The organism is Acidovorax sp. AC410, from assembly GCF_979253235.1.
In genome coordinates, this window is sequence record NZ_CEEDCG010000001.1 from 426300 (window position 1) to 444513 (window position 18214).

The window sequence follows — 18214 nt, forward strand, 5'->3', positions numbered from 1 at the left end:
GATTCACGGGCCTGTGCGACAGCCGCCACAGCACCGTCAAATGCCTGTCACACAGTGTTCTTAGCATCCGGCACCAAGAGAGCGCCCCCCGCTGCCTGGCCCTTCCTGCGGGGCGGTCGTGGATCGGGCCGCTCTCTATAAAAACCCATATAACAAACCACGGAAGCTGCACTCCATGACCTCTGCGTCCATCCCTTCGCGCCGCCAGGCCCTCCAATTCCTGGCCGGCATTCCCCTGCTTCCCCTGACCAGCGGCGGCGCCGCCGCTGCGCTGCTGACCGCCTGCGGCGGTGGCAGTGACGGCGCGAGCTATGTGTCCACCGCCTTCACCTCGATGGCCGCGCCCACGCTGGCCAACCCGGCAGCCATGGCCACCAACACCGTGGGCTCGACCATGCAGGTCACGCTGAGCGACAACTCGGTGCAAAGCTACGCACTGGCCTACCAACCCTTCTTCATCACCGGCGACTCGGTGGCCAACGTCAAGGGCGGCCAGATCCTGGCCGGCAGCTATTTCGACATCAACAACCAGCCCATCATCGACACCACGGTGGCCGGCAAGGAGCGCCAGTTCTTCTCCGACGCTCCGGACGGCACCTCGCTGCTGACCGTGCCCAATGCCAAGGTCGACGGCGTCAAGGGCAACCACGTGTTCGCCGTGGTGCAGTTCGAATACACCACCTGGGCCCAGGACGGCAAGACCGACATGTACGGCAAGCTGCCCTCGCCCATCGCCGTGCTGACGCTGGACCAGGACCCGAACACCGGCAAGCTCGCCCTGGTGAAGTACCACAACGTGGACACCTCCAAGGTACACGGCCTGTGGATCACCTGCGGCGCCAGCCTGTCGCCCTGGGGCACCCACCTGTCGAGCGAAGAGTACGAACCCGACGCCTTCACCATCGCCAGCAACACCCAGTTCCAGGCCTACAGCAAGAACCTGTACGGCGACGCGAACCGCGCCAACCCCTATCACTACGGCCACATGCCCGAAGTGACAGTGAACGCCGACGGCACGGCCAGCATCAAGAAGCATTTCTGCATGGGCCGCATCTCGCACGAGCTGGTGCAGGTCATGCCCGACCAGCGCACCGCGCTGATGGGTGACGATGCGACGAACAGCGCCTACTTCGTGTTCGTGGCCGACAAGGAAAAGGACCTGTCCTCCGGCACGCTGTACGCCGCCAAGGTCGGCGCCGGCTTTACCGTCGACGCCAAGGCCACCACCGGCGCGCCGCTGACCTGGATCAAGCTCGGCTCGGCCAACAGCGCCGAGATCGAGGCCCTGGCCAACACGCTCAAGCCCACCGACATCATGGCCGTGGCCACCACCAACCCGAACGACGCCAGCTACACCCGCATCGTGTCCAACGGCAAGGAAGAGTGGATCAAGCTCAAGCCCGGCATGGAAAAGGCTGCCGCCTTCCTGGAAACCCACCGCTATGCCGCCTTCGTGGGCGCGAGCATGGGCTTCACCAAGATGGAAGGCACGACCGTCAACGCCAAGGACAAGATCGCCTACTCGGCCCTGCAGAACGTGCAGACCTCGATGGTGGCCGGCAATGCGCTGAACGTGGCGGGCAACGGCGTGTCCGTGCCCAAGGCGATCAACGCCGGTGCCGTGATGGCCCTGAACCTGCGCGGTGGCCAGAAGGACACGGCCGGCGCCGCCATCAACAGCGACTGGATGCCCGTGGACACCAAGGCCCTGCTGGTCGGCGAGGACATCGCCTCCGACGCACTGGGCAACACGGCCAACCCGAACAACATCGGCAACCCCGACAACCTCAAGTTCTCGGAAAAGATGCGCACCCTGTTCATCGGCGAAGACAGCGGCCAGCACGTGAACAACTTCCTGTGGGCCTACAACATCGACACCAAGCAGCTGTCGCGCCTGATGTCCATCCCTGCGGGCGGTGAATCCACCGGCCTGCATGCCGTGGACGAGATCAATGGCTGGACCTACATCATGAGCAACTTCCAGCACGCCGGTGACTGGGGCGCTATCCACAACGTGGTCAAGCCGACGCTGGACCCGCTGATCATCGCCAACTACAAGAACAAGGCCGGTGCCGCCGTGGGCTACCTCTCGGCCACGCCCAAGCAGCCGCGCCTGGGCTGATCTTCCGGTCCCGCAACGGCTGCGCCCGCGCAGCCCCCAAGGGGTCCCGCAGCAATGCGGGACCCCTTTTTCGTGCAGTGCATTCCCGCACGAGGAACGGCAGGGCACACACAGGCACAATGCCCTTTTTGCACGAATGCAAATAAATCCCATTCTTATAATCATCGCCATCCAGGGGTGCGGCACCGCAATGCATCCTTGAACTTCGGGCCTTTTCGCCCCATCCACACCCACCGGATTCCCGGCCTGGCCCCAACCAGACCGGGCGGCTCCAGGCAGGTCTGCCTTGTCACCCGTCTTCGTTCTTGAGGAGAAACGCATGAAAACCACGCTACTGCACACCACCACCCTCGCTGCCGCGCTGTTCGCGGCGAGCCCCCTGGGCCTCATGGGCGTGGCACAGGCACAGGGCACGGCAGCCCAGGCCCAGCAGGCCGTGACGCCCGCTGCGGTGGCAGCGCAATACGCCACGCTGGTGCATGCCAACTACGAAGACACGCTGACCAGCGCCAAAGCCATGCAGGCGGCGATCAAGGCGTTCACGGCCCAGCCGTCGGCCGAGACCCTGGCCGAGGCGCGCAAGACCTGGCTGGCCGCACGCGAGTTCTACGGCCAGACCGAAGCCTTCCGTTTCTACGGCGGCCCCATCGACGACGACAAGGGTCCCGAGGGCCAGATCAATGCCTGGCCCATGGACGAGTCCTATGTGGACAGCGTCGAAGGCAAGCCCAAGGCCGGCCTCGTCAACAACCGCAAGATCGCCATCACCAAGAAGGCGCTGGCAGCGCAGAACGAGCGCGGCGGTGAAGAGAACATCGCCACGGGCTGGCACGCCATCGAGTTCCTGCTGTGGGGCCAGGACCTGTCCGAAACCGGCCCCGGTAACCGCAGTTTCGAGGACTTCATGGACGGCAAGAAGCCCAACGCCGACCGCCGCCGCCAGTACCTCAACGTGGTGACCGAGCTGCTGATCGACGACCTGTCCTTCCTCGTGAAGTCCTGGGCACCCGATGCCAAGGCCAACTACCGCACGCGCTTCGCCAAGGGCAACATGGAATCGGTGCGCAAGATGCTGGTGGGCCTGGGCTCGCTGTCGCGCGGCGAGCTGGCCGGCGAACGCCTGGAAGTGGCCGTGAACAGCCAGGACCAGGAAGACGAGCATTCGTGCTTCTCGGACAATACGCACCGCGACGCCGTGACCAATGCCAAGGGCATCCAGAACGTGTGGCTGGGCGAGTACCAGCGCGCCGATGGCAGCGTGGTCAAGGGTGCCTCACTGCGCGACCTCGTCGCCGCCAGGAACCCGGCCCTGGCCGACAGGACCAGCAAGCAGATCGCTGCCTCGGTGTCGGCGGCCGAAGGCATCCAGGCACCTTTCGACCGTGAGATCATCGGTGGCAAGGATGCCCCAGGCCGCCAGCGCATCCAGAAGACCATCGACAGCCTGACCCAACAAAGCAAGGACCTCGTGGAAGCCGCCAACGCCATCGGCATCACCAAGCTCACGCTGGTCCAACCCTGAGGCCCCCGGCGCCTTCCTTTCGTTCCATGTCCCCTTTGCAAGCCCCTTACCGCCAGCGCGCCCTGCGCCTGGCGGTTGCCAGCATCGGCCTCGCGGCCCTGGGCGGCCTCATGGCCGACACCCCTGCCGACCCGCTCGGCGAGAAGGTCGGCGGCAACACCACGGTGTTCGCCACGGGCCGCAATGCCTTTTCCTTCCCGGCCGCCAACCTGGACGATGCGGAGCGCACGCGCTTCGTGATCGGCAATTCATTCTTCCGCCGCAACTGGGTGGAGGCACCCGCCTCCACCAAGGCGCGCGACGGCCTGGGCCCGCACTTCATCGCGCGCTCGTGCGGCGGCTGCCACGTGCAGGACGGCCGGGGCGAGCCGCCCGCCATCTTCAACCGCCTGGGCGATACCAAGGACCCCACGGTGGCCCTGCTGATCCGCCTGTCCATCCCGGGCGCGGACGCGCATGGCGGCCCGAAGCACGACCCGGTGTACGGCGACCAGTTCGACAACGCGGCTGTCCAGGGCGTCAAGCCCGAGGGCCGCGTGACCCTGCGCTACAAGACCATCAAAGGAAAGTTCGCCGACGGCACACCCTACGAACTGCTCGACCCCCACTACGGCTTTGCCGACCTGGGCTACGGTCCCATGGCCGCAGGGATCATGGCGAGCCCGCGCATTGCGCCGCAGATCATCGGCGTGGGCCTGCTCGAAGCCATTGCCGAGGCCGACATCCTCGCCAACGTGGCCGACCAGGCCGCGGCAGGTGGCCCGATCAAGGGCGTGCCCAACCGGGTGTGGGACGCCCCCTCGGGCCAGATGATGCTGGGCCGCTTTGGCTGGAAGGGCAACGTTGCGACCATCGCGCACCAGACCGGCGGCGCCTTCCAGGGCGACATGGGCATCACCTCCAAGCACTTCGCCAACGAGACCTGCACCCCCACGCAGAAGGACTGCCTGGCCGCACCCAGCGGCAAGAGTGCTGCGGCGCAGGGCCAGCCAGGCGTGGAAATCGATGACAAGACCTTTGACGACGTGGTCTTCTACCAGGCCACGCTGGCACCGCCCGCACGCCGCAACCCCAAGGACGCCCAGGTGCTGCGCGGCCAGGCCCTGTTCGCCAATGCCCAGTGCGCCACGTGCCACCGGCCGAGCTACGTCACCAAGGAAGGCCCCTTCCCGCACCTGACGAGCAAGGCGCTCTCGGGCCAGCGCATCTGGCCGTACACCGACATGCTGCTGCACGACATGGGCGAACGCCTGGCCGACAACCGGCCCGACTTCGCCGCCAATGGCCGGCAGTGGAAGACCCCGCCGCTGTGGGGCACGGGCCTGATCAAGGACGTGAACGGCCATACCCGGCTGCTGCACGACGGACGCGCCCGCGGCGTGCTCGAGGCCGTGCTGTGGCACGGCGGCGAGGCCGAAGCCGCCAAGGACAAGGTACTGAAGATGAACAAGGCCGAGCGCGATGCGCTGGTCAAGTTCGTGGAGTCGCTATGAAACACCCCTCCCTTCGCGCACTGGTGACCGCCCTGGCCCTGGGCGCCCTGCTGCTGCCGGCACACGCCCAGACCGGCTGGAAGCGCGACGCCGTGCCGTTCTACGACACCACGCACGCGCTGCAAAGCCTGTACAGCCACTGGGGCAAGCCGCGCGCGCAGGAGCTGGCCACGGCCGCACAGGCGCTGGCCCCGGCCGTGCGTGCGCTGTGCGAGGCGCCTGCCGGCCAGTCCGCCCCCGCCCTCAACGGTGCCCGCAGCGCCTGGCAGCGCAGCATGATGGCCTGGGAGACGCTGGGCGCCGTGGCAGTGGGCCCGGTGATCACGCGCCGCACCCAACGGCAGATGGATTTCGCGCCCACGCGCCCGGCACTGATCGAGCGCGCCATCAAGACCCAACCCCAGGGTGCCCAGGCCTTCGAGCGCATCGGCACGCCCGCCAAGGGCCTGTCGGCGCTGGAATGGCTGCTGTGGACCCAACCCGTGGCGCCCGGCACACCCGCCTGCGGCTATGCCGTGGAGGTGGCTCTGGACATCGAGCGCGAAGCCATGGCCGTGGCCAGCGCCTTCGACACCGCAGCCGGCACCGACTGGGCCGCCGAGGATGAACAGGAGCGCTCCACCGCAGCCATGGGCGAGTTCATCAACCAGTGGGTGGGCGGCATCGAGCGCCTGCGCTGGGCGCACATGGAAAAGCCGCTGCGCGCAGCCCAGGGCACGCGCACACCCGAGTACCCGCGCGCCGCCAGCGGCCAGGCCTCTGCCGCCTGGAAGGCCGAGTGGAACGCGCTGCGCACCCTGGCCGTGCTGCCCGAAAGCGCCGCCACCCCCACGCCCGGCGAGGCCCTGGTACCGCTGGAAACCTACCTGCGCGGCCGCGGCCTGAACCCGCTGGCCGACCAGTTGCTGGCCACCACGCAGCGCGTGGACAAGGCGCTGCAGGCCATCGACCAGTCCGGCGCCACCGGCAAGGCCGGTGGCGAACGGGTGCTGCAGGCGTCCAGGGAGCTGGCCGCGCTCAAGCGCCTGGCCGAGGCCGAGATCGCGCCCGCGCTGCAGGTGAGCATCGGCTTCTCGGACGCCGATGGAGATTGAGGTGAACGCCGCGCTGAGCCGCCGCGAGGCCTTGTGGTTGATGGGCGGCCTGGCGGCGATGCCGCTGGCAACCCACGCAGCCCCCGCCGCGGCGGCAGCCATGCAACTGCTGGCTGCCTGGCAGCAGGCCGATGGCAGCTACCGCATCGGCGTGCTGGCCGCACAGGCCGGCGGGCCTTCGCCCCTGCAGGTGCGCCAGGTGCTGGAAGTGCCCACGCGCGCCCACGGCCTGGCCCGCCTGCCCGATGGCAGCATGGTTGCCAGCGCGCGCCGCCCCGGTGACTGGCTGGTGCGCTGGCACCCAGGCCAGCCCGCCGACAAGGCGCAGTGGCACTGGGTGGATGCGACACGCTCGTTCAACGGCCATGTGATGGCCAGCGCCGATGGCCGCTATCTCTACACCACCGAGACCGACGTGGACACAGGCGCCAGCCTGGTGGCGCGGCGCAATGCGCGCAGCCTGGAAACCGTGGACGAGTGGGCGACGCACGGCATCGATGCACACGAGCTGATCTGGGCGCCCACGGCCAAAGGCGGCCCACCGGCGCTGATCGTGGCCAACGGCGGCGTGCCCACCGCCCCCGAAACCGGCCGCACCAAGCGCGACCTGCACACCATGGATTCGAGCATCGTGCGGCTGCACGGTGACAGCGGCGAGCTGCAGGGCCAGTGGCGCCTGCCCGATGCGCGCCTGAGCCTGCGCCACCTGGCCTGGAACGCCGAGCGCACGGTGCTGGGCATCGCCCTGCAGGCCGAGCATGGCCATGCGGCCGACAAGGCGGCCGCGCCCATCCTCGCGCTGTTCGATGGCAAGGCGCTGCGCCTGTGCCCCGCCGGCCAGTCGATGGCAGGCTATGGCGGCAGCATCGCCAGCACCGCCGAGGGCTGGGCCGTGAGCTGCCCGCGCAGCCAGGGCGTGGCCACCTTCACGCCCGATGGCCAGTGGCGCGGCCTGGTGGGCCTGGAGGAAGTGTGCGCACTGGCGGTGGGCAGCGGCCGGCTGTGGGCCGCCGGTGTTTCGCATTCCCTGGAAGACGCACGCTCTCCGACCCCGCTCACGCATGCGCACGCCAAGGAGCTCACGGGCGCGCGCATGGACAACCACTGGGTAAGGTTGGCCTGACACCCCCCAGGGGCTGGCATTTCAGGCCGCCCGGCCTGCGCGCTGGGCCACGTCCTTGAGGCTGCTGCGCAGCGCCAGTTTGCGCACGATGGCCGAGAACGCGCGCGTGGGTGCCGACTCGCGCGCCACAGGCGACCACAGCATGCCCGGGGTGCGCACCGGCGTGGGGCTTTCGAGCCGCACCAACACCAGCCCCGAATGCACTGACACCACGTTGGCCGCGACGATGGAGGCGAGCTGTGTCTTACCCACCAGGTCCATCATGGGCGCCAGGGTGTTGATCTCGGCCACCACCTGCGGCTCGGCGCCGCAGGAGCGAAAGCACTCGTCCAGCATCTGCCGCGTGGCAAAGCTCGCCGGCAGCAGCACCATGGGCATGCGGTGCAGCTCCACCATGCGCACGCGCTTGCGCCGGGCGAGCGCATGGCCCTTGGCCACCACCAGCACCATCTCTTCGTTGTACAGCGGCTCGAACTGCAGTGGCCCGGGCACTGCCGGCCGGTAGGCGATGCCCAGGTCCAACGTGCCCTGCTGCAGGCGCGCGGCGATGTGGTCGGCAGACAGCTCCTCGACCACCACCTTCACGCGCGGATGGCGCTCGTGGAAGGCGGCGATGCAGCCCGGGATGAAACCCAGGTTGAAGGTGTGCGTGGAGCCGATGTGCAGCTCGCCCGCCACCTCCGAGCCATTCTGGCGCAGCGCGCCCAGGCCCAGGTCGATCTCGTGCAGGGCCTTGGTGCAGTAGTGCAGAAACTCGTCGCCCGCACCGGTCAGCGCCACGCGCTTGCCCGAGCGGTCGAACAGCGCCGCGCCGATCTCCTCTTCGAGCTGCTTGATCTGGTGCGACAGCGTGGACTGCGTGACATGCAACCGCTCAGCCGCACGCGTGAAGTTGAGCGAGCCGGCCAGGGCAATGAAGTAGCGCAGGTGCCTGAGTTCCATGGCGTGCCACCAGTGGTTGATCGATGCTGTCGATGGTAACCATGAAAAACAATCATTTCCAGGAATCCGCCGCGCCGCCTACAGTCGCCTCCAACCCACAAGGCCGACCCTGAAAAGCGGGCGGCCAGAGACCTACAACAGGAGACAACGAGGTGCACAAAGTCCTCAGCGGTATCAAGGTGCTGGAACAAGGCACGTTCATCACGGGCCCGGCGGCAGGCATGTTCCTGGCCGACCTGGGGGCCGAGGTCATCAAGATCGAGCAGCCCGGCGCGGGCGACCCGTTCCGCGCGTTCCGAGGCGGCCTCTACAGCCCGCACTTCCAGACCTACAACCGCAACAAGCGCAGCATCACGCTCAACCCCAAGCTGCCCGAGGACGCGGCCGTTTTCGACGAGCTGGTCAAGGATGCGGACGTGTACATCCAGAACTTTCGCCCCGGCGCGGCCGACCGGCTGGGCGCAGGCGAGGCCCGGCTGCGGGGACTGAACCCGCGCCTGGTGTACTGCGCGATCAGCGGCTTCGGCCAGACCGGCCCGGCCGCCGGGCGGCCCGCCTACGACACCGTGGCCCAGGCCGCGAGCGCCTTTCTCAAGCTGTTGGTGAACCCTGCCAACCCCCGCGTGGTGGGGCCGGCGCTGGCCGATGCGATGACCGGCTTCTACGCTGCCTACGGCGTGCTGGGCGCGATCGTCGAGCGCGGCCGCACGGGCGTGGGCCGCAAGGTCGAGGTGTCCATGCTCGAGGCCATGTGCCACTTCAATCTCGATGCGTTCACGCACTACTTCTCGGAAGACGAGGTCATGGGCCCCTACAGCCGGCCCAGCGTCTCGCAGTCCTACGTGCTCGAATGCGCCGACGGCCTGTGGATCGCGCTGCACATGTCCTCGCCCGAAAAATTCTGGCAGGGCCTGGCCAACGCCATCGAGCGCCCGCGCCTGTTCGACGACCCGCGCTTTGCGACGCGCGAAGCGCGCATCGCCCACCAGGAGGACTTGATTGACCTGCTCGGCGGCCTGTTCCGCGAACAGACGCGCGCCACCTGGTGCGCCCGGCTCGAAGCCCAGGATGTGCCGCACGCGCCCATGTACGACACCCGCGAAGCCATGGAAGACCCCCAGGCGCGCCACCTGCAGTTGGAAGTGAGCGCCCCCCACCCCGAGGGCGGCCAGTGGCGCACGATCCGCTCGCCCGTGAGCTTCGACGGCGAGCGCGCCCTGGAAGTCACCGCGCCGCCCATGCTGGGGGCCGACAACGCGGCCATCGTCGGACCGATACGCCAGCGGCTCGGGCAAGCACTCTGACCCGCCAGCCGATCCCAAGAAAAGACAAGGAGACAAGAACCCATGACCCCATCGAATGAAAACGAGCTGACCCAGGCCGTGCTGCAGCGCCTGGAGGATGCCAGCGACCCGCGCTTCGCGCAGATCATGCAGTCGCTGGTCACGCACCTGCATGCCTTCATCCGCGAGGTGGACCTGAAGCCCGAGGAATGGATGCAGGGCATCGAATTCCTCACCGCCGTGGGCAAGGCCTGCACCGGCCAGCGCCAGGAGTTCATCCTGCTGTCGGACACGCTGGGTGCCTCGATGATGGTGGTGATGCTCGACCAGTTGCGCGCCACGGCCCATGCCAAGGGCAGCCAGCGCATGACCGAAGCCACCGAGGCCACGGTGCAGGGCCCCTACTACTGGGAGGGCGCACCCGAGCTGCCGCTGGGCGCCAACCTGTCCGCAGGCGTCAAGGGCGAACCCACCTTCTACAGTGGCCGCGTGACCGACACGCACGGCCAGCCGCTGGCAGGCGCGCTGCTCGACATCTGGTCGGGCGACGGCGAGGGCGTGTACGACATGCAGGTGGAAGGCTCGGGCATGGCCGCGCGCGCGCGCGTCCGCACCGATGACCAGGGCCGCTACTGGTTCTGGTCGATCCGCCCGAGCTTCTACCCCGTGCCGGTGGATGGCCCCGTGGGCCGCATGCTCGACGGCATGGGCCGCCACCCCAACCGCCCCGGCCACATCCACATGATGGTCTCGGCGCCAGGGCATGCCCCGGTCACCACCCACCTCTTCGTGGCGGGCAGCCCCTACATCGAATCGGATGCGGTGTTCGGCGTGCGCCCCAGCCTGATCGTGGACTTCGAGCAGCACCCCGTGGGCCAGGCGCCCGACGGCAGCGCACAGGCCGCGCCCTGGTGGTCGGCGCACTACGACTTCCGCCTCGAACCGCAACACGCCTGAAAGCCGCTCCATGAAAATCGGAAAATCCACCGTCCCGCGCACCGCCATCTGCACCTCGAACGAGCACACCATCGTCGTGCGCGGCGAGGACCTGTGCCAGGACCTGATCGGCCACATCTCGTTCGCCGACTACTTCTTTTTGCTGCTCACCGGCCGCCGGCCCGATGCGGCCTGCAGCGCGGTGCTCAACGCCACCCTGGTGGCGATCGCCGAGCACGGCCTGGTACCCAGCGTGCAGGCCAGCCGCATGACCTTTGCCGCGGCGCCCGATGCCTTGCAGGGTGCGGTGGCCGCCGGCATCCTGGGCTGTGGCTCGGTGATCCTCGGCGCATCGGAAACCGCAGGCCGCATGTTCGCCGACGTGGCGGCGCGGGTGGATGCCGGCGCCACGCTCGACGATGCGGCCACGGCCGTGGTCAGCGAGCTCAAGGCCGCGCGCCGCTCCATTCCGGGCTACGGCCACCCGCTGCACAAGGAGGTGGACCCGCGCGTGGGCCGGCTCATCGCTGTGGCCACCGAAGCCGGCGCCGACCTCCGCTACGTGCAGATCGCCCAGGCGCTGGAAAAGGTGATCCCCGCCATCGTCGGCAAGGAGCTGCGCCTGAACGTGTCGGCCGCGATCCCTGCCGTGCTGATGGGTGTGGGCTTCCCCGTGGCCTCGCTGCGCGGCGTGCCCATCCTGGCGCGCACGGCAGGCCTCATCGCCCACCTGGCCGAAGAGGCCGAGACGCCGAGCGGCTTTGCCCTGTCCTACCAGGCCACGCGCGAACTGCAGTACGAGGGCAGCCTGCCCGACGGCTTTGGGGCAGCAGCATGATGCAGCGCAGGCAGATCATCACTGCCACAGCCCTGGCTCTGCTGGCCAGCGGTGCCAGTGCCCAGGGCACCGGTCGCCCCCTCAAACTGGTCGTGCCCTTTGCCGCCGGCACCTCGACCGACATCGTGGGCCGGGTGCTGGCCGAGGCCCTGGGCCGCCAGCTCGGGCAGACGGTGATCGTGGAGAACAAACCCGGTGCGGGCGGCACCATCGGTAGCGAAATGGTGGCGCGTGCGGGTGCCGACGCCAACACCCTGCTCATGGGCACCGTGGGCACCCACGCCATCAACCCCACGCTGTACAAGAAGCTGCCCTACCAGCCGCTGCGCGACTTCGTGCCGCTGGGCTTTGCGGGCGCCACGCCCACCTTGCTGGTGGTGCCGGCCGGCGCGCCATGGAAGAGCGTGGCCGACCTGCGCCAGGCCAGCGGCAAGTCGGTGAGCTTCGCCTCGGCGGGCAACGGCACCTCGGGCCACCTGGCGGGCGAGACGCTGAACATCCGCTTGGCCAAGGACTTCGTGCACGTGCCGTACCGCGACGGCGCGCAGGCACTCACCGAGCTGATGGGCGGCAACGTGCAGTTCATGTTCTACCACCCGGCCGCCGTGCTGCCGCACATTCGCGCGGGCAAGCTGCGCGCCCTGGGCGCATCAAGCGCCAGGCGCAGCGCGGCCGCACCCGACGTGCCCACACTGGCCGAGCAGGGCGTGGCCGATTTCGACCTGGTCGCCTGGTTCATGCTGTATGCGCCCGCCTCGATGCCGGCCGCGCAGCGCGACGCCTTGCGCGATGCCACGCAGGCCGTGCTGGCCCAGCCCGAGGTGCGCGAGAAGCTCGCCGCGCAGGGCATTGAATCCGCGGCCATGAACGCCGCAGAGATGGCCACCTTCGGCACGGCCGAGGTCGCCAAGTGGGGCGAAGCGGTGAAACGCTCCGGCGCCCAGGTGGACTGATAGCGACCCACAGGCCACGCATGCCCCTCCCACAGCCCGCCCACCGGAATCGGCGGCCCTGGCGCAGCCATGCCCGGCACGAAAGGAGTGATGCCATCGATTGACGGACAGATCCACACGGTGCGGTGCACGCCATGGCGGCGCTGCGCGGTAAACGAGCGAAGCGAACAGACCACACAAGCGGACACGAACCCGCGACAGGAGACAAGAATGCGCAGAACAATGGTGATGAAGACGATGCTGGTGCTGGCCGCCGGTACGCTGCTGGCCGGCAAGGCCCTGGCCCAGGGGGCCGAGTGGCCGAACAAGCCCATCAAGATCGTGGTGGGCTTTGCGCCCGGCACGCCGCCGGACATCTTCGCCCGCATGTACGGCGACTACGCGGGCAAGAAGCTGGGTGTGCCCGTGGTGATCGACAACCGGCCCGGCACGGCCGGCAACCTGGCTTCGGACACGGTGGCCAAGTCGCCTGCGGACGGCTACACCTTTGTGTACAACCTGTCCACGGCGTTCACGATCAACCCCTTCATCTACAGCAAGCTGCCGTTCGACCCCGACAAGGACCTGGTGCCCGTGGCCACCACCATGCGCCAGGGCCTGGTGCTGATCGCCACCAACAAGTTCCCGGCCAAGACCGTCAAGGACCTGGTGGCCGCCGCCAAGGCCAAGCCGGGTACCTACTCGCACGCCTCGTACGGCGCGGGCAGCCCCTCTCAGCTGATCGTGGAATCGCTCAAGGACGAGGTCGGCATCGACATGCTGCATGTGCCCTACCGCGCCAGCCCCATCGCCGACCTGGTGGGCGGCCAGGTGGACACGCTGATGGAGCCCATCGCCACCGGCTACCAGCTCATCAGCAGCGGCAAGGTGCAGGCCCTGGCCTACTCGGGCCCCACGCGCCACCCTGCCCTGCCCGACGTGCCCACGCTGTCGGAGGTGATGCCCGGGTTCTCCATGATGTCCTGGCACGGCATCTGGGCGCCCGCCGCCACGCCGCAGCCCATCCTGACCCGCTTCAACGCGTTGCTGGTCGAGGCGAGCAAGGACCCCGACCTGTCGCGCCGCATCAAGGAGCTGCACAGCGAGCCGCTGGGCGTGACACGCACCGAGATGGCGGCCATGGTGCGCCGCGATGCCGAGATCTACAGCCGCGTGGTGAAGGCGCGCAACATCAAGGTGGACTGATCGCGCCAGCGGTGCCTGAGGGGGCACCGCTATTTGGCGGGTGCAGGTGCCGGCGCGGCGACCGGGGCCGGCGCCTCCTGGGCCTTGGGCTTGGGCACCTTGTCGCAGCCGGCCAGGGCCAACGCCAGCACACAGGCGCCGGCCACGGCGGCGCGGGACATGGGGGATGGATGGAACAGCATGGGCGGGGTCCTCCCTGGCCGTCGGGACGGAGGGCGTGTGCCGGACGGCGCGGGCGCAGCCCCTTGGAATCTCCATTTTTGCGGTCCCGGCCCCCGCTGTCTGTCAGAAAAGGGCGCCAAAAAGGCGAACCCCTTCAATCGACGATCGTGAGCTTGGCCACCGACAGCGCCAGCCACTTGGTGCCGTGGCGCGGAAAGCTCACCTGGGCCCGCGCATCGTCGCCCGTGCCCTCCAGCGCCAGCACCTTGCCCTCACCGAACTTGGTGTGGAACACGGCCAGGCCCACGCGCAGGCCATGCGATGGCGCGGCCTTCTGCACCGGCACCGGGGGGCTGGCGAACTGCTCCGAGCGGCCGGAGCCGAATGGGCTGCGGTCGCGCTGGCCGAACGGGTTGCTGCCCGCGTTGGGCGCATAGGTGCCAAAGCCTTGCTGCTTGGGCGTGATCCACTTGAGCGCCGCCTCGGGCAGCTCGTCGAAAAAGCGGCTCTTGATGTTGTAGCGCGTCTGGCCGTGCAGCATGCGCGTCTGCGAATGGCTCAGGTACAGGCGCTTGCGCGCACGGGTGATGGCCACGTACATCAGGCGGCGCTCTTCCTCCAGGCCTTCGCGCTCGTTGGCCGAGTTCTCGTGCGGGAACAGGCCCTCCTCCATGCCGCCGATGAAGACGCCATCGAACTCCAGGCCCTTGCTGGCATGCACCGTCATCAGCTGCACGGCGTCCTGCCCGGCCTGGGCCTGGTTGTCACCGGCCTCCAGCGCTGCATGGGTGAGGAAGGCCGCCAGGGGCGACAGCGTTTCGCCCGTGTCGGCGTCGACGATGCCGGCCACGGTGGGCAGGGCCTCGTCGGTCACCGGCGCATCGGGGTCAAGCCCCTGGCTGGCGGGGCTTTGCGTGAGGCGGTCGTTGCGCAGCTCGTCCACCGGCAGGGCCACGGCATCGCGGCCAAAACCCTCCTGCGTGACGAAGCTCTCGGCCGCGTTGACCAGTTCCTCCAGGTTCTCGATGCGGTCGGCGCCTTCCTTCTCGGCGCGGAAATGCTCCACCAAGCCCGAGGACTGCAGCATCTGCTCGATGATCTTGCGCAGGTTCATGCCCTCGGTCTGCTCGCGCAGCACGTCCACCATGGCAACGAAGGCCGAGAGATTGGCGCCTGCCTTGCCGGGCACGGCGCTCACGCCGTCGTGCAGCGAGCAACCGGCCGCGCGTGCCGCGTCCTGCAGCACCTCGATGCTGCGCGCGCCGATGCCGCGCGGCGGGAAGTTGACCACGCGCAGAAAGCTGGTGTCGTCGTGCGGGTTCTCCAACAGGCGCAGGTAGGCCAGCGCGTGCTTGATTTCCGCGCGCTCGAAAAAGCGCAGGCCGCCATACACCCGGTAGGGCACGCTGGCGTTGAACAGCGCCGATTCGATCACCCGGCTTTGCGCATTGCTGCGGTAGAGCACGGCGATCTCCTTGCGCTCGAAGCCGTCGCTCTTCACCAGTTGCCGGATCTCGTCCACCATCCACTGCGCTTCGGCCAGGTCGGTGGTGGCCTCGTACACGCGCACCGGCTCGCCGGGGCCTTGCGTGGTGCGCAGGTTCTTGCCCAGGCGGCGGCTGTTGTGGCTGATGAGGGCGTTGGCCGAGTCGAGGATGTTGCTGTAGCTGCGGTAGTTCTGCTCGAGCTTGATCTGTTGCTGCACGTCGAACTCGCGCACGAAATCGGCCATGTTGCCCACGCGCGCCCCGCGAAAGGCGTAGATGCTCTGGTCGTCGTCGCCCACGGCGATCACGCTGCCGCGCGCCTCGAAGCGCCCACCGCTGTCGTTGCCGGCCAGTTGCTTGAGCCAGGCGTACTGCAGCTTGTTGGTGTCCTGGAACTCGTCCACCAGGATGTGCGCGAAGCGGCGCTGGTAGTGCTCGCGGATCGGGTCGTTGTCGCGCAGCAGCTCGTAGCTGCGCAGCATCAGCTCGCCGAAATCCACCACGCCCTCGCGCTGGCACTGCTCTTCGTAGAGCTGGTAGACCTCGATCTTCTTGCGCGTATCGCTGTCGTTGGCCTGCACGTCGCCCGGGCGCAGGCCCTCCTCCTTGCAGCCGGAGATGAAATACGCGAGCTGCTTGGGCGGAAAGCGCTCGTCGTCCACGTTGTGCTGCTTGCACAGACGCTTGACGGCCGAAAGCTGGTCCTGCGTGTCCAGGATCTGGAACGACTGCGGCAGGCCCGCCGGCTTGTGGTGCGCGCGCAGCAGCCGGTTGCACAGGCCGTGGAAGGTGCCGATCCACATGCCGCGCACGTTCACCGGCAGCATGGCCGACAGGCGCGCCACCATTTCCTTGGCGGCCTTGTTGGTGAAGGTCACGGCCAGGATGCCGCCGGGCGTGGCGTAGCCGTTCTGCAGCAGCCAGGCAATGCGCGTGGTGAGCACCCGGGTCTTGCCCGAGCCGGCGCCCGCCAGGATGAGCGCATGCCCCGCCGGCAGGGTGACGGCGGCGAGCTGTTCGGGGTTCAGATTGGCCAGCAGCGGCGGCACAGCGGAGGGGGCGGCGGGCGTGGAGGACTCCAGGGGCTCGGGCGCACCCGGAAACAGGTCTTGTGGGAACATGGGGGCATTGTAGAAAGCGCCACCGCCTGCCATGAAAAACATTGCCCTTGCCGCAGCCATGCTGCTGGCCCTGCACGCCCCCCATCTCGCGGCCCAGTCGAGCTGCAGCAGCGACGGCATGCCGCGCCCCGTGGCCCTGTTCGAGCGCTTCGTGAGCGCCGACTGCGAGAGTTGCTGGGCCGACAAGGCCACGCCGGCCCCCTCGGCACCCGGCACCCTGGTGCTGGACTGGATCGTGCCCGGCACGCAAGGCGACAATGCCCCGCTGTCAGCGGCCGCCACGCGCGATGCACTAGCGCGGCTGGCCGCCCTGGGCCGCACGGCCCCCACGGCCACCGACGTGAGCACCGCGCCCGTGCAGGGCGTGCAGGGCAGCCGGCTGCGCGTGTCGCACGGGCCGGCGTTCAATGATTACCTGGGCGCCTCCATCGCCTTCTCTCCCGTGCCCACGCGCGGCGCGCCCCCTGCGGCAGGGCCCGACGCGGGCGGTTTCTACCTGTTGCTGGTGGAATCCCTCCCCGCCGGTGCCGAAGGCTCGCCGGTGGCCCGCCATCTGGTGCGCAACGTGTACCAGCGCTCTCTGGACAACCCGCAGACGCTGTCCAAGGGCGAGCGCTCGGGCTGGCGTGACTCGCGCCCGATCTACATCCCCGAAGGCGCCAAGACCGACCGCCTGCGCCTGGTGGGCTGGGTCCAGGACAAGGACGGGCGCATCATCGACGCGGCGCAGTCGCGCTGCGTGCCTTAGAAGCTTCGCCCTATTGGACGGATAACAGTAGGGATATACCGGCGCCGGCTGGCGCGGGTAGAATCAATCACCGGGCCCAAGTTTCTTGCAGCCCGGTTTTTTTATGCCTGCGCACAGCAGGGTTCGTTGCATCCTTCGCGGCTGCAACCATACGACCGGTCTCCAGGCCAAGCGCCCACCGCAGCGGAAATCCTTCTGCTGCGTCCTCTTATGGAGCTTGGAAATCATGGAAATCTTCGACTACGACAATGTTCTCTTGCTGCCGCGCAAGTGCCGGGTGGAAAGCCGCTCGGAATGCGATGCCGGCGTGGAGCTGGGCGGGCGCACCTTCCGCCTGCCGGTCGTACCGGCCAACATGAAGACGGTGGTGGACGAAACCATCTGCACCTGGATGGCGCAGAACGGTTATTTCTACGTCATGCACCGCTTCGACCTGGACAACGTGCAGTTCGTGCGCGACATGCATGCCAAGGGCTGCTACGCCTCGATCTCGCTGGGCGTGAAGCAACCCGACTACGACACCGTAGACCAACTGGCGGCTGCGGGCATCACGCCCGAGTACGTGACCATCGACATCGCGCACGGCCATGCCGACAGCGTGAAGAACATGATCGGCTACCTCAAGTCCAAATTGCCCGCGGCCTTCGTGATCGCCGGCAACGTGGCCACACCCGAGGCGGTGATCGACCTCGAAAACTGGGGCGCCGACGCCACCAAGGTGGGCGTGGGCCCGGGCAAGGTCTGCATCACCAAGCTCAAGACGGGTTTTGGCACCGGCGGCTGGCAGCTCTCGGCGCTCAAGTGGTGCGCCCGCGTGGCCACCAAGCCCATCATTGCCGACGGCGGCATCCGCAGCCACGGCGACATCGCCAAGAGCATCCGCTTTGGCGCCAGCATGGTCATGATCGGCTCGCTGTTCGCAGGCCACGAGGAATCGCCCGGCAACACCGTGGAAGTGGACGGCGCGCTGTTCAAGGAGTACTACGGCTCGGCCAGCGACTTCAACAAGGGCGAGTACAAGCACGTGGAGGGCAAGCGCATCCTCGAGCCCATCAAGGGCAAGCTGGCGGGCACCCTGATCGAGATGGAGCAGGACGTGCAAAGCTCCATCAGCTACGCCGGCGGCAAGAAGCTCATGGACATCCGCAAGGTCAACTACGTGATCCTGGGCGGCGACAACGCGGGCGAGCACCTGCTAATGTAAG

The 18214-nt window shown here is 68.2% G+C and carries 15 protein-coding genes; 12 read left to right on the forward strand and 3 right to left on the reverse strand.

The genetic code is table 11. The annotated features are described in order from the left end of the window. The first annotated feature begins 175 nt into the window (after window positions 1–175). The 5 genes from AC0IZS_RS01905 (at window position 176) to AC0IZS_RS01925 (ending at window position 7354) form a co-directional block, all read left to right on the forward strand. Complete coding sequence (locus AC0IZS_RS01905; protein WP_471634099.1) at window positions 176–2122, forward strand: PhoX family protein; 1947 nt, start codon at window positions 176–178, stop codon at window positions 2120–2122. A gap of 319 nt (window positions 2123–2441) precedes the next feature. After that, entirely contained in the window at window positions 2442–3644 is a 1203-nt protein-coding gene (locus AC0IZS_RS01910) for an imelysin family protein (RefSeq protein WP_471634100.1), read from the forward strand. Window positions 3645–3670: 26 nt separating this feature from the next. Then, window positions 3671–5137 (forward strand): di-heme oxidoreductase family protein, encoded by a 1467-nt coding sequence (locus tag AC0IZS_RS01915; protein WP_471634101.1) that lies wholly within the window; start codon window positions 3671–3673, stop codon window positions 5135–5137. Beyond that, a complete protein-coding gene (locus AC0IZS_RS01920; protein ID WP_471634102.1) occupies window positions 5134–6231 on the forward strand; it encodes an imelysin family protein in 1098 nt (365 codons plus the stop codon). The genes AC0IZS_RS01915 and AC0IZS_RS01920 overlap by 4 nt, the downstream gene beginning before the upstream one ends. Before the next feature lies 1 nt (window position 6232). Continuing rightward, window positions 6233–7354: a DUF1513 domain-containing protein gene (locus AC0IZS_RS01925; protein WP_471634103.1), complete on the forward strand. Its 1122-nt coding sequence runs from the start codon at window positions 6233–6235 to the stop codon at window positions 7352–7354. Window positions 7355–7375: 21 nt separating this feature from the next. Here AC0IZS_RS01925 and AC0IZS_RS01930 read toward each other — a convergent pair whose 3' ends face one another. Then, complete coding sequence (locus AC0IZS_RS01930) at window positions 7376–8296, reverse strand: LysR substrate-binding domain-containing protein (RefSeq protein ID WP_471634104.1); 921 nt, start codon at window positions 8294–8296, stop codon at window positions 7376–7378. A gap of 152 nt (window positions 8297–8448) precedes the next feature. On the opposite strand from AC0IZS_RS01930, the gene AC0IZS_RS01935 reads away from it, so the two are divergent. From AC0IZS_RS01935 to AC0IZS_RS01955, 5 genes are all read left to right on the forward strand, one after another. Continuing rightward, window positions 8449–9600 carry a CaiB/BaiF CoA transferase family protein gene (locus AC0IZS_RS01935; protein WP_471634105.1) on the forward strand — a complete coding sequence of 384 codons (1152 nt, stop codon included), beginning with the start codon at window positions 8449–8451 and terminating at the stop codon, window positions 9598–9600. 42 nt (window positions 9601–9642) lie between these two features. Then, complete coding sequence (locus AC0IZS_RS01940) at window positions 9643–10536, forward strand: dioxygenase family protein (RefSeq protein ID WP_471634106.1); 894 nt, start codon at window positions 9643–9645, stop codon at window positions 10534–10536. A gap of 10 nt (window positions 10537–10546) precedes the next feature. Then, window positions 10547–11353 carry a citryl-CoA lyase gene (locus AC0IZS_RS01945; protein ID WP_471634107.1) on the forward strand — a complete coding sequence of 269 codons (807 nt, stop codon included), beginning with the start codon at window positions 10547–10549 and terminating at the stop codon, window positions 11351–11353. Beyond that, window positions 11350–12306: a Bug family tripartite tricarboxylate transporter substrate binding protein gene (locus tag AC0IZS_RS01950; RefSeq protein WP_471634108.1), complete on the forward strand. Its 957-nt coding sequence runs from the start codon at window positions 11350–11352 to the stop codon at window positions 12304–12306. Before AC0IZS_RS01945 ends, AC0IZS_RS01950 begins: the two co-directional genes overlap by 4 nt. A gap of 210 nt (window positions 12307–12516) precedes the next feature. After that, window positions 12517–13491, forward strand: coding sequence for a Bug family tripartite tricarboxylate transporter substrate binding protein (locus tag AC0IZS_RS01955; RefSeq protein WP_471634109.1), 975 nt, complete (start codon window positions 12517–12519; stop codon window positions 13489–13491). A 29-nt stretch (window positions 13492–13520) separates the two neighbouring features. Here the strand turns inward: AC0IZS_RS01955 and AC0IZS_RS01960 are convergent, their stop codons facing one another. After that, window positions 13521–13673: a hypothetical protein gene (locus AC0IZS_RS01960; RefSeq protein WP_436179440.1), complete on the reverse strand. Its 153-nt coding sequence runs from the start codon at window positions 13671–13673 to the stop codon at window positions 13521–13523. A gap of 134 nt (window positions 13674–13807) precedes the next feature. Beyond that, window positions 13808–16261, reverse strand: a complete 2454-nt coding sequence (locus tag AC0IZS_RS01965) for a UvrD-helicase domain-containing protein (RefSeq protein WP_471634110.1) — start codon at window positions 16259–16261, stop codon at window positions 13808–13810. Between the two features lie 31 nt (window positions 16262–16292). Between AC0IZS_RS01965 and AC0IZS_RS01970 the strand changes: the two genes are divergently transcribed. Together AC0IZS_RS01970 and AC0IZS_RS01975 are read left to right on the forward strand one after the other, a co-directional pair. Next, a complete protein-coding gene (locus tag AC0IZS_RS01970; protein WP_471634111.1) occupies window positions 16293–17009 on the forward strand; it encodes a hypothetical protein in 717 nt (238 codons plus the stop codon). A gap of 226 nt (window positions 17010–17235) precedes the next feature. Beyond that, window positions 17236–18213 (forward strand): GMP reductase, encoded by a 978-nt coding sequence (locus AC0IZS_RS01975; protein WP_471634112.1) that lies wholly within the window; start codon window positions 17236–17238, stop codon window positions 18211–18213. Window position 18214 lies beyond the last annotated feature (1 nt).